Here is a 12,286-nt window from a genome sequence, read left to right on the forward strand (position 1 = left end):
TTGCGCCTGCGCGCTCATAATTCTGTTTATGCTTTAACTTTGCTGAACTAAAACCTGCCCGGCGCTGACGTCACACCACGCTATGCCGGGAGGAAAAACGTCGGCGAATTAACCGACGCTATGTTCAAGACTGATGGCCAGCAGTTTCTGTGCTTCAACAGCGAACTCCAGCGGCAGCTCGGAAAAGACATCTTTACAGAAACCATTAACAATCATGGAAATAGCATCATCTTCGCTGATACCACGTTGCAGACAATAGAACAGCTGGTCATCGCCGATTTTTGACGTTGTGGCTTCATGTTCCAGCTGGGCGGTATTGTTACGCACTTCAACATACGGGAAAGTATGCGCGGCGCTGTCCGCACCAATCAGCATTGAATCACACTGCGTAAAGTTACGGGCGTTTTCTGCACTTGGCAGGATCTTCACCAGGCCGCGATAGCTGTTCTGGCTGTGGCCCGCAGAGATACCTTTGGAAATAATGGTCGACTTGGTGTTCTTACCAATGTGGATCATTTTGGTACCGGTATCGGCCTGCTGTTTGCCGCTGGTCAGTGCAACAGAGAAGAACTCACCAATAGAGTTATCGCCTTTAAGGATAACGCTTGGGTATTTCCAGGTGATCGCTGAGCCGGTTTCGGACTGCGTCCAGGACATTTTCGAACCCGCGCCTTCGCACAATGCACGTTTGGTCACGAAGTTCAGAATCCCGCCGCTGCTGTCTTTGCTGCCAGAGAACCAGTTCTGCACGGTGGAGTATTTCACTTCCGCATCTTTGTGCAGAATCACCTCAACCACCGCTGCGTGCAGCTGGTAGGTATCACGAACCGGCGCAGAACACCCTTCGATGTAGCTGACATAACTGCCTTCGTCGGCAATCAGGATCGTACGTTCGAACTGACCCGTTTTCGCGGCGTTGATACGGAAATAAGTCGACAACTCCATCGGGCAACGCACGCCTTTTGGCACGTACACGAAGGTACCATCAGAAGCAACGGCGGCATTCAACGCGGCGAAGAAGTTATCCTGCGCGGGAACCACAGTACCGAGATATTTGCGCACCAGATCAGGATACTCGTGAATGGCTTCACCGAATGAGCAGAAAATAACGCCTGATTCCGCCAGCTTTTCACGGTAGGTAGTGGAGACAGAAACGGAGTCGAAGATTGCATCGACCGCCACTTCTTTACCTTCACGAACCGGAACACCCAGCTGCTCAAAGGCTTTTTCCACTTCGCTGGTCAGATAGTTTTTACCATCGAGCGCAGGGATGCTGTGAGAATCGGCCGGAGGTTGCTGCGTGGCGCCAGGCTGGGAACCGCAGGTATCATCGCAGCTGCCACAGGATGGCGCGGAGTAATAACTGTAATCCTGGTAATCAAGAGGCGTGTAATACGCTTTGAGCCAGTGCGGTTCTTCCATTTTCAACCAGGCATGATAAGCCTGCAGACGGAACTCCAGCATCCACTCAGGCTCATTACGCTTCGCGGAAATGGCACGCACCACATCTTCATTGATGCCTGATGCTAATTCATCGGTTGCCAGCTGGGTAAAGAACCCTTCTTTATAGTTCGTCCCCTCGCCGACCCAAGACTGCACATCATCTGGAATTTCTACGTTGCTTCGTGACATGTTGGTTACATCGCTTTGTTTACAATAATCTTAGAGACTGAAAGCCGTTTTCTTACAGGCCGAAACTTTCGCCACACCCGCAGGCATGCTGAGCTTTAGGATTATTGAATTTAAATATCTGATTCAGTCCTTCGCGGACAAAATCCACCTCGGTTCCGTCGATGAAAGGCATGGCCTTCAGCGGAACAAACAGCAAAGCGCCGTCATGTTCAAACACCAGGTCATCGCTGGCCGGTTGTTTGGTTAAATCCAGAACGTAGCCAAAGCCGGCACAGCCTGATTGTTTCACCGAGAGCTGGAGACCTTTGACTTCAGGATCCTGCGTCACCAGAGTATTAATCTGCTTCGCTGCAGAATCAGTCAGGCTCACACCTTGCCATACGTTGTCGTCTAAAGAGAAAGAGCCGACAGTTTCAGTTTGCATCTGTCTTACCTCATAAATTTACGGTCATAGACAAGACCTATTGTCTCTATTCTAGTGATAACAGGTACCACTTCAACCTCTTGTTTTAAGAGGGTATAGCGATTGCCCACGAGGAAAGCCGCTCAATGTGCATCGGGTTAACACCTGGTCGCTGGCGGGTCTTGAACACCGCAACCATCAACTGATTGAATAAATTGTCAATTTTTTGTTAAAAATTAAAATTAACCTTATAAACATTGCGGGTTAATAGCTTTCATTGTGTCTATTATAAAACATTCATCGGAAATGCCTATTTATGAATTCGCCACAACCAAAAATTAAAGCTCTTTTTGCTTACCTGCTTTTAAACTAGAAAATAAAAAAACCGATGAAAACATTGATCCGCTCATTTATTGTCAATATGATGACCATTCTTTGATAATGATTATCATTCAGATAACCCGGAATACTGAGAATGGCTCAATCGGTAAATGCGTGGTTGCAAGGCAAGATTGACGAATACAAATCGAACGTCCGCGACGCTACAGTGGATTTTTATATGGCTGATGCTGCCTTACGACGCCCTGATGCACATCTGTGCCAGCTCAAACGCTTCAACAATATTTGTCTGGAAATGGCGAATCTGTGCCTGCAAAACGGCGATGATCACAGTTATCTTCATGCGCTTTGCAAATTACACAACCGTCTGATCCTTGAAATCAACAGTGTTGTCCGCTGTGAGCTCTTTCGTGTTCAGAGTTATCATTTTGCGCGGCATACGTTAAAACTCATTTGTCAGTATTATGCCATGATGGGCATCTGGGAAAAAGCAACGGCATTTCAAACTGACTTCGCCAAACGCGTCCCTTTCCAGCTTTAATGTGATATCAATAGGTTATGCGGTTTCTTAAGCCAAATAAAAAGGCGGAAACATGATTTATGTGTCCGCCCTCCCCTGTATCAGGTCTCAATGAAACGGATCAACGCCGGTATCAGTGATCAATTACCATCGTCGTTAACCTTGAAACACAGCACAGATTTTCATGCTCATCAAAAATTTCAATTTGCCACACCTGGCTGCGACGCCCGGTACGCAACGCACGACATACGCCACGGACATATCCCTGCCGCGCTGAGTGCATATGGCTGGCATTAATCTCCACGCCGACCACCGTCTGGCCGCCTTCGCAACATAAATAGCCCGCCATCGACCCCAACGTTTCAGCCAGAACCACTGATGCGCCGCCATGCAACAGCCCAAAAGGTTGTGTCGTGCGGCTGTCTACCGGCATCGTAGCTTCGAGAAAGTCCTCGCCGAGCCGGGTAAACTCTATTCCCACATGCCCGACCATACATCCCTGACTACGCTGATTGAGAGCATCGAGCGTGGTACTGCGTTTCCAGAATGGCATAGCGCTTCCTTATGATTAGGGAATAATTTCCAGTAAAGCTTGTAACGGATGGCGGACACCGTTGCCTTCAATACGTTTTACCTGACTGCGACAAGAATATCCGGTTGCCAGACAGCGCTGACGCGGTAATCGCTGCAAAGAGGTGTGCCAGGAAAGCTCGTAAATCCCCAGTGAATTCTCGAGATTTTTAGTTTCATGCCCGTAAGTACCGGCCATTCCGCAGCAGCCGACACTGACACTTTCCAGCTTCGCGCCATAGCGGGCAAATATCTCCCCCCACTGTTTACCGCTGTTTGGCAACGCCGTACTTTCCGTGCAATGACCAAACAGATACCAGGATTCACCACTTTGCTGCTGAGCCGGACGCTCTGCCAGCCACGCATCAAGCCATTCATGTACCAGCTGCACCTGGAATGAGCCACGCGATTCGCCCAGAATTTCTTTATATTCGTCGCGATAGCACAGCACCAGCGCAGGATCGACGCCAACCATCGGCATCCCCAATTGTGAAACACGGTTGAGGAACAGCGACGTTTTCTTCGCTGTTTTCGCGAAGCGGGTCAGGAAGCCTTTAATGTGCTGCGCTTTACCATTCGGAGAGAATGGCAAAAGAACAGGTTTAAGCCCGAGCTTTTCGATCAACCGGACAAAATCAGCCACTACCTGAGCATCATAGAAGCTGGTAAATGGATCCTGCACAACCAGCACATATTCGCCGCGCTGTGCAGGTGGAATGGCTTCCAGTTGCTCAAGCGTCATCGTACTGGCGCGATGCCCAAGCAGCTGCTCACGCAATGTCGGAGAAGAGAGCAATGGCAAATCTACCATGCCAATACTTTTCCGGCTCATTTCACGCACCCAGGGTTGTTTAAGGAAGAAGTTAAACAACTTAGGCGCTTTCGCCATCAGCGGTGCGTAGCTTTCTACACCAGCCACGAAATGATCGCGGGCAGGACGCAAGTAACGTGTGTGATAAAGCTGGAGGAAACGCGAACGGAATCCGGGAACATCAATTTTAATCGGGCACTGCGTCGAACAGGCTTTACAGGCCAGACAGCCGGACATCGCCTCTTTCACTTCATGCGAAAAATCATATTCGCCTTTATTGGCGTGCCAGGTATTGCGGGTGCGGTCAATCAGGGTACGGAAACTAAGACCCTTTTCAGGCAGGGAATTTTCCAGCGCCAGTGGATCAACGCCCTGTTCTGACAGCAGACGCAGCCATTCGCGTACCAGACCTGCGCGGCCTTTTGGCGAATGAATACGACTGCCGGTGATTTTCATCGACGGGCACATCGGGCTTTTCACATCGAAATTAAAACACAATCCGTTACCGTTACATTCCATCGCACCACGGAATGACTGACGGACTTCCAGCGGAATACGACGATCGAGTGTGCCGCGTTTAGCCGCGTCCACCTTCATCATCGGTTCCTCGCAATCGAGCGGCGCACAGATTTTGCCGGGATTGAGACGGTTATCCGGGTCGAAGACGGTCTTAATCCGGCGTAATTCGTGGAACAGTTCTTCACCAAAAAATGCCGGGCTATATTCGGCACGGAAACCTTTCCCATGCTCGCCCCACAACAGGCCGCCATATTTTGCCGTCAGTGCCACCACTTCATCGGAAATTTGCTTGAGCAGCATTTCCTGCTGCGGATCACACATGTCCAGCGCCGGACGAACGTGTAATACGCCCGCATCCACGTGGCCAAACATTCCGTAGCTTAGATTATGGCTGTCGAGCAACGCCCGAAATTCTACGATGTAGTCCGCAAGATGCTGAGGTGGTACGCAGGTGTCTTCAGCAAAAGGCAGCGGTTTAGCCTGACCTTTTGCATTACCCAGTAACCCCACGGCTTTTTTACGCATGTTATAGATGCGCTCAATACCCGGCAGATCGGCACAAATCTGATAGCCAATCACTCCGCCTTCTTTGTCACTCATCAGTCCGTCAAGACGCTCACACAATGCGCTGACCTGACTTTCAATGAGATCCGCATCATCTCCGGCAAATTCGACAATGTTCAGCCCCTGCATATCTTTGCCTTCAACATCCGTGATGTAGTCACGCACGCTGTGCCAGACAATATCCTCACGTGCCAGATTCAGCACTTTTGAGTCGACGGTTTCTACTGAAAGGGCTTTCGCTTCCACCATAAAAGGTGCGTTACGCAGTGCCGAGTTGAAAGAGTCATACTTGATGTTGACCAGACGACGCACTTTAGGGATGGGAGTGATATTCAGACGGGCCTCAGTAATAAAGGCCAGCGAACCTTCCGAACCTGTCAGAATGCGGGTCAGATTGAAGGTTTGCAGGTCATCACTCAGCACATGACGTAAATCGTATCCCGTCAGGAAACGGTTTAGCTTCGGGAATTTCTCTATAACCAGCGCCCGGTTATCACGGCAGCTGTCGAGCACAGTGCGGTATATCCGCCCGATGACCGAATCCTCTTCGCCCAGTTTATCGGCAAGTTCAGTAGGAATAGCGGTGGTATCCAGCATGTCGCCGCCCAGCACAATCGCCCGGACGCCCAGCACGTGATCTGAGGTTTTACCGTACACCAGCGACCCCTGCCCGGAAGCATCGGTATTAATCATCCCGCCGAGCGTCGCGCGATTACTGGTCGAGAGTTCAGGTGAGAAGAAATAGCCAAACGGGCGCAGGTAATCATTAAGTTGATCTTTTATTACACCAGACTCTACTTTGACCCATCCCTGCTCGGTATTAATATCCAGAATGCGGTTCATATGGCGGGACATATCAACCACAATTCCTCGGTTCAGAGACTGACCGTTGGTACCGGTACCGCCACCACGCGGAGTGAATACCAGCGTTTTAAAACGTTCCTGCCCGGCCAGACGCGCAATCAATGCGACGTCTGACGTGGCGATTGGGAATAAGACAGCATCCGGCAACAGCTGATACACACTGTTGTCTGTCGCCATCGTCAGCCGGTCTGCGTAAGTTGTTGTGACATCACCCGTAAAACCGTTCTTTTTTAACGCTTCCAAAAAATCGAGCACCAGCTGGATGACACCCGGCGCCTGAGAAATCTGTGGGATCATTGAATTATGACTCTGTCTTTGTTGTATGCCTGGCGGGCCCGAGGCGACCTGCCGGATCTGCCGTGCAGATCCACCTGTTATTTACCCAGAATAAAAACTAACATACTTCGTTTTTCCGCGCTCCGTCTGGTTGCCCTTTGTTGCATTACTTTCATGATGAATCGCAAAAAGCACGTATCAGCAAAACACGTTGCAACTAATCTTGCGGCGAGCTATCCAAAAGCAGCCGGATGTTCCATGCTTATTTCTGACCGCCTGAATTTTGAGCGCACAGGTCCATGAACATTGTGGCTCATGAGCACACTGAATTTTGAATACCCCGGACTTTGAAGATCCTGGGCTTGAAATACAAAGTATGGAGGCACAGGGTTCGTGCCTTACTTCGTTTATCACATTGAGAAACATGAATGAATCTCCCAATTAAACGTTACGATTTGCCTCAGATTATGTTTGGGGTGCTGTTTATTGCACTGATGACCGTCGCCAGTATCTGGATCGTTCAGCCCTTTATTCTTGGGTTTGTCTGGGCAGGCATGGTGGTTATCGCAACATGGCCGCTGATGATAAAGCTCCAGCGCCTGCTTTGGGGACGCCGGTTTCTTGCCGTCATCATCATGACTTTGTTGCTGATCTTATTGTTTGTTTTGCCTATTGCGTTGCTGGTGAGCAGTGCGATTGAAAATGGTGCGCCACTGGTAGAAATCGCCAGCCATCCTTCTTCATTGCATATGCCTGATTTCCACTGGCTCAATTCCATTCCGTTGGTGGGCCATAAGCTTTATACCGGCTGGCACGCGCTGATTAATGGCGGCGGTAACGCGCTGATGGGTAAAGTTCAGCCCTATGTCGGACAAACAGCCGCGTGGTTTGTCACCCAGGCCGGTCATCTGGGCCGGTTTATTGTCCACTGTTCGCTGATGTTGTTATTCAGTGCCTTGCTATACAGCCGTGGTGAACAGGTTGCTCTGGGGATCCGCCACTTCGCTATTCGTCTGGCCGCAGAACGCGGTGACGCCGCCGTCATTCTCGCCGGGCAAGCTATCCGCGCCGTGGCTTTAGGCGTGGTCGTAACAGCCATTGTGCAGTCAATTCTTGGCGGTATCGGCCTTGCGATTGCGGGCATCCCTTATGCCACCGTGCTCACCGTAATAATGTTCGTGTGCTGTGTCGCGCAAATCGGTCCGCTGCTGATACTTATCCCGGCAATCATCTGGCTCTACTGGTCCGGCGACAATACCTGGGGCACCGTGCTTCTGGTCTGGAGTTGTGTGGTCGGGTCACTGGATAACGTACTGCGTCCGGTTCTGATCCGCATGGGTGCGGATTTGCCTATGCTGCTGATTTTGTCTGGTGTTATCGGCGGGTTGTTTGCCTTCGGTATGATCGGGCTGTTCATCGGTCCGGTCGTGCTGGCCGTATCCTATCGTCTGATTTCACTCTGGGTACATGAAGCCCCTGAACCGGAGATGGATCCAGAAGAAGCATTAAAAGCTCTGGATGAATAATACCTCCCTTAAGTAACACTCTGACGGCGTTGCCTGTGAAATTGAATGGGTAGCGCCGTTATTTATTCCCTTCTTGTTTCCCATCATTTTTACATCTTCAGACCAGTCCTCAATACTTCCCTCACTAAATAGTACGAGAATAAACCCTATTAGGAGAATTCTTACAGACTAAATACGTTGAGAAACTTAGTATTATTAACAGTTCGGATTTCAACTCACTGATTTATATACAGGCTTTCCCCTGAGCCGGTATACCCCAAATTGCTGTGTGTAGTCTTTGCCTGTCTTCTATGACGGGCTTTTTTTTTTATTTATTCTCCGGCTTATTGTTCGCTCGAATTTAATTATTACCCCTAAAACAGCCTGAAAAAACCTCTGATTTTTTGATCTCCCTTCCCCGGTATAAATAGTCGCCAGTAATTTTACAAAAAAAGAAAAGGCCATCCCCCGTGGGTGATAGCCTTTAGTTTATGCTTTCGGAATTTCTTTACGAGTCCATTTACTTTTCCGCTAACGCCAGCCAGGTTTGTACAACCGTATCCGGATTCAGCGACAAACTGTCGATTCCCTCATCCATCAACCATTGCGCAAAGTCCTGGTGATCTGAAGGCCCCTGCCCGCAGATGCCGACATATTTCCCTTGCTTTTTCGCTGCTCTGATAGCCATCGAAAGCAACGCTTTGACAGCTTCATTTCGTTCGTCAAAGAGTTCAGAAACCACACCGGAATCGCGGTCCAGCCCCAGAGCAAGCTGAGTCATGTCATTCGAACCAATTGAGAAGCCGTCAAAGTGTTCGAGGAACTGATCCGCCAGTAAAGCATTCGACGGAATTTCACACATCATGATGACTTTCAGCCCGTTCTCGCCACGCTTCAGTCCCTGATTAGCCAGTTCGGCGACAACGGCTTCTGCCTGAGCCACGGTACGCACAAACGGAATCATCACTTCAACGTTAGTGAGATCCATATCATTACGCACGCGCTTCATTGCTTCACATTCCAGTGCAAAACAATCACGGAAGCTGTCTGAGACATAACGACCGGCACCACGGAAGCCGAGCATCGGGTTTTCTTCGTGCGGTTCATACTTCTCGCCACCGACCAGATTGGCATACTCGTTTGATTTGAAATCAGACAAACGAACGATGACCCGTTTCGGCCAGAATGCCGCGCCCAATGTGGCAATCCCTTCTGTCAGACGCGCAACGTAGTATTCCCGCGGGCTCTCGTAACCCTGTATCAGCTTGCTGATTTCTTCCTGAAGCTCAGGCGATTGCTGATCAAATTCAAGCAAGGCTTTAGGATGCACACCAATCATGCGGTTGATGATAAATTCCAGGCGCGCCAGCCCGACACCTTCATTGGGCAGACAGGCGAAATCAAAGGCACGATCCGGATTCCCGATATTCATCATGATTTTCAGCGGTAATTCTGGCAGCTCATCGATTTCAGAACTTTGCACTGTGAAATCCAGCTCATCCTGATACACGTACCCGGTGTCACCTTCTGAACAGGAAACCGTGACTTTCTGATTTTCGGTAAGTTTCTCAGTGGCATCGCCACAACCGACTACGGCCGGAATACCCAGTTCACGGGCGATGATCGCCGCGTGGCAAGTACGTCCGCCGCGGTTAGTGACAATGGCAGAGGCCTTTTTCATGATCGGCTCCCAGTCGGGATCCGTCATGTCGGTCACGAGAACATCGCCTGCTTTAACGTGATGCATTTCGCTGATGTCATGAATGATCTTAACCGGCCCCGCACCGATGCGATGACCAATTGCACGTCCTTCTACCAACACTTTGCTGCTGCCATTGAGCTGGTAACGTTCCATTACCTGACCGTTAGAACGTACGGTCTCAGGACGCGCCTGTACAATGTAAAGTTTGCCGTTATGACCGTCTTTGGCCCATTCGATATCCATCGGGCGGCCATAATGTTTTTCGATCAACAGCGCCTGACGCGCCAGCGCCTGCACTTCGTCGTCGCTCAGGGAGAATCGGGTGCTCAACTCTGCCGGCACATCTTCAATCTGGACTTGTTTACCGTGCTCCTGGCTGGGGGCATAGATCATGCGGATTTTCTTTGAGCCCATGGTGCGGCGCACAATCGAAGGTTTATTCTTCTCGAGCGTCGGCTTGTGCACATAGAACTCGTCGGGGTTTACCGCACCCTGTACCACCATTTCACCCAGGCCGTATGCAGAAGTAATGAAGACCACCTGATCAAAACCCGATTCAGTATCAATGGTAAACATCACGCCAGCCGCGGCGAGATCTGAACGCACCATACGCTGAACACCGGCAGATAACGCCACACCACGATGGTCGTAACCCTGATGCACACGATAAGAAATTGCGCGGTCGTTAAAGAGGGATGCATAAACATGTTTCACGGCAGTCATGACCGCATCAAATCCCTGAACGTTCAGGAAGGTTTCCTGTTGTCCGGCGAAAGACGCGTCCGGCATATCTTCGGCCGTTGCCGATGAACGCACAGCGAAAGAAGCATCCGGCTCGCCTTCAGAAAGCTGCTGATAAGCCTCGCGGATAGCCTGCTCGAGTTCTGGCTGGAACGGCGTCTCAATGATCCACTGACGAATTTGCGTGCCCGCTTTAGTCAGCTGCGCGATGTCGTCCACATCCGTTTTATCCAGTAATTCATGGATACGGTGGTTCACGCCGCTCTGATCGAGAAAATCGTTAAACGCCTGAGACGTCGTTGCAAAACCATTGGGAACGGAGACACCCAGATCAGATAAATTAGTGATCATTTCCCCGAGGGATGCGTTCTTGCCCCCGACTTTATCAACGTCGTTCATACCCAGTTGGTTGTACCAGATAACATTGCGTAAATCGGGATCGAGATGAGCCATGAAACAATCCTTTCTTATTTATTTACAGTAATAGTCAACAGGAGTGTAAAACCGGTTATTCCACCGTTGCCTGCGACACTTTTTGTGTCATTAAACAACGTTGTCTTTTTGAGACTAGCATAATGAGCCATAAGAGATGGAAAGGTGAATCGATCCAGCAAATCAAACTATTTTTGTTTAGGAAAAATCCAGAACCCGGATTTTCGTTACTGACGGGAAATGAGCATTATTCCTTATGAATCATGAAGAAGTTATCTACCTCTCCGGTCAGTAATTCATGCTAACAGAGCTGCTGAAGTCCTGCTGAAGCAAATCAAAAACCTGCGATGAATCGCGAGAAATTTAAAATGCCATTTCATTTATTACAGCGATTTTGCGCACTATCTCGCAGCAATGAAGATAAGATGGAATTGCGGAAGAATTACCCTTTTTATTTTCTTCAAATCTGGTTATTACTTAATAAGCCGCGAAAAATCGGGGCGAATAAATAAAATGAAGTGATTTAATTCAGGAGTCGTTTGTGGACAGATGCGTGTTTTACATTTCCGATGGTACAGCTATTACGGCAGAGGTTTTGGGCCATGCGGTGCTTTCTCAATTTCCGGTCAACGCGACAACTTACTCATTACCTTTTGTGGAAAGTGAGGAACGTGCGAGAACTGTCTGTAAGCAGATCAATGAAATTTTTGAAAAAACCGGCGCCCGTCCTCTGGTTTTTTACTCGATTATTTCTCCCAACATCCGGGACATCATTAAAGGTAGCGAAGGGTTTTGCCAGGATATTGTTCAATCGCTGGTGGCGCCTCTGCAAAATGAGTTGGGTGTCGATCCCACTCCGATCGCCAACCGAACGCACGGTCTGACGGCCAGCAACATCACCAAATATGATGCGCGTATTGCCGCAATTGACTACACGCTGGCGCACGATGATGGTATTTCCCTGCGTAATCTCGATCAGGCGCAGGTGATTTTACTGGGCGTCTCGCGCTGCGGTAAAACCCCCACCAGCCTGTATCTGGCGCTTCAGTTTGGTATCCGCGCCGCTAACTACCCTTTTACTGCTGACGATATGGATAACATCCAGCTGCCCGCGGCACTGAAACCCCATATACATAAACTGTTTGGCCTGACGATTGATCCCGAACGTCTGACCGCTATCCGTCAGGAGCGCGTTGAAAACAGCCGTTATGCGTCTTTGCGTCAGTGCCGGATGGAAGTTTCGGAAGTGGAAGCGCTGTTTCGTAAGAACAAAATCCGCTATCTCAACAGTACGAATTATTCCGTTGAAGAGATATCAGCGAAGATTATGGACAGCTTCGGTATGAGTCGCCGTATGTTCTGAATCCTTTTCCTGATTTGGGTGGCATATCCTGCCGACAGTGGTTGA

The 12,286-nt window shown here is 49.6% G+C and carries 8 protein-coding genes and 1 other RNA gene; 4 read left to right on the forward strand and 5 right to left on the reverse strand.

All coding sequences use genetic code 11. The features are described from left to right. Positions 1 to 108: 108 nt before the first annotated feature. A complete protein-coding gene (gene sufB, locus J1784_RS21315; RefSeq protein WP_120131974.1) occupies positions 109 to 1,632 on the reverse strand; it encodes a Fe-S cluster assembly protein SufB in 1,524 nt (507 codons plus the stop codon). 52 nt (positions 1,633 to 1,684) lie between these two features. Then, a complete protein-coding gene (gene sufA, locus J1784_RS21320; protein WP_217150859.1) occupies positions 1,685 to 2,056 on the reverse strand; it encodes a Fe-S cluster assembly scaffold SufA in 372 nt (123 codons plus the stop codon). A 454-nt stretch (positions 2,057 to 2,510) separates the two neighbouring features. On the opposite strand from sufA, the gene J1784_RS21325 reads away from it, so the two are divergent. Continuing rightward, a complete protein-coding gene (locus J1784_RS21325; protein ID WP_112287950.1) occupies positions 2,511 to 2,915 on the forward strand; it encodes a hypothetical protein in 405 nt (134 codons plus the stop codon). A 112-nt stretch (positions 2,916 to 3,027) separates the two neighbouring features. On the opposite strand, the gene J1784_RS21330 is transcribed toward J1784_RS21325, so the two are convergent. Together J1784_RS21330 and ydiJ are read right to left on the reverse strand one after the other, a co-directional pair. Beyond that, positions 3,028 to 3,447, reverse strand: a complete 420-nt coding sequence (locus J1784_RS21330; protein ID WP_217150860.1) for a hotdog fold thioesterase — start codon at positions 3,445 to 3,447, stop codon at positions 3,028 to 3,030. A 15-nt stretch (positions 3,448 to 3,462) separates the two neighbouring features. Further along, entirely contained in the window at positions 3,463 to 6,519 is a 3,057-nt protein-coding gene (gene ydiJ / locus J1784_RS21335) for a D-2-hydroxyglutarate dehydrogenase YdiJ (RefSeq protein WP_217150861.1), read from the reverse strand. Between the two features lie 407 nt (positions 6,520 to 6,926). On the opposite strand from ydiJ, the gene ydiK reads away from it, so the two are divergent. Both ydiK and rprA read left to right on the forward strand, forming a co-directional pair. Next, positions 6,927 to 8,024, forward strand: a complete 1,098-nt coding sequence (gene ydiK / locus J1784_RS21340) for an AI-2E family transporter YdiK (protein WP_217150862.1) — start codon at positions 6,927 to 6,929, stop codon at positions 8,022 to 8,024. A 198-nt stretch (positions 8,025 to 8,222) separates the two neighbouring features. Beyond that, positions 8,223 to 8,333, forward strand: an RNA gene (rprA, locus tag J1784_RS21345) — antisense sRNA RprA. Between the two features lie 190 nt (positions 8,334 to 8,523). Here the strand turns inward: rprA and ppsA are convergent. Then, positions 8,524 to 10,899, reverse strand: coding sequence for a phosphoenolpyruvate synthase (gene ppsA / locus J1784_RS21350; RefSeq protein WP_217150863.1), 2,376 nt, complete (start codon positions 10,897 to 10,899; stop codon positions 8,524 to 8,526). 520 nt (positions 10,900 to 11,419) lie between these two features. Here ppsA and ppsR point away from each other — a divergent pair. Further along, positions 11,420 to 12,241, forward strand: a complete 822-nt coding sequence (gene ppsR / locus J1784_RS21355; RefSeq protein WP_217150864.1) for a posphoenolpyruvate synthetase regulatory kinase/phosphorylase PpsR — start codon at positions 11,420 to 11,422, stop codon at positions 12,239 to 12,241. Positions 12,242 to 12,286 lie beyond the last annotated feature (45 nt).

The sequence above is a fragment of the Rahnella ecdela genome (genome assembly GCF_019049625.1).
GTDB lineage: Bacteria > Pseudomonadota > Gammaproteobacteria > Enterobacterales > Enterobacteriaceae > Rahnella > Rahnella ecdela.

What these genes read in the sequence shown, in the direction of transcription:
- sufB (WP_120131974.1), bottom strand. Translation starts at nt 1,632, where the DNA reads ATGTCACGAAGCAACGTAGAAATTCCAGATGATGTGCAGTCTTGGGTC.
- sufA (WP_217150859.1), bottom strand. Translation starts at nt 2,056, where the DNA reads ATGCAAACTGAAACTGTCGGCTCTTTCTCTTTAGACGACAACGTATGG.
- J1784_RS21325 (WP_112287950.1), top strand. Translation starts at nt 2,511, where the DNA reads ATGGCTCAATCGGTAAATGCGTGGTTGCAAGGCAAGATTGACGAATAC.
- J1784_RS21330 (WP_217150860.1), bottom strand. Translation starts at nt 3,447, where the DNA reads ATGCCATTCTGGAAACGCAGTACCACGCTCGATGCTCTCAATCAGCGT.
- ydiJ (WP_217150861.1), bottom strand. Translation starts at nt 6,519, where the DNA reads ATGATCCCACAGATTTCTCAGGCGCCGGGTGTCATCCAGCTGGTGCTC.
- ydiK (WP_217150862.1), top strand. Translation starts at nt 6,927, where the DNA reads ATGAATCTCCCAATTAAACGTTACGATTTGCCTCAGATTATGTTTGGG.
- ppsA (WP_217150863.1), bottom strand. Translation starts at nt 10,899, where the DNA reads ATGGCTCATCTCGATCCCGATTTACGCAATGTTATCTGGTACAACCAA.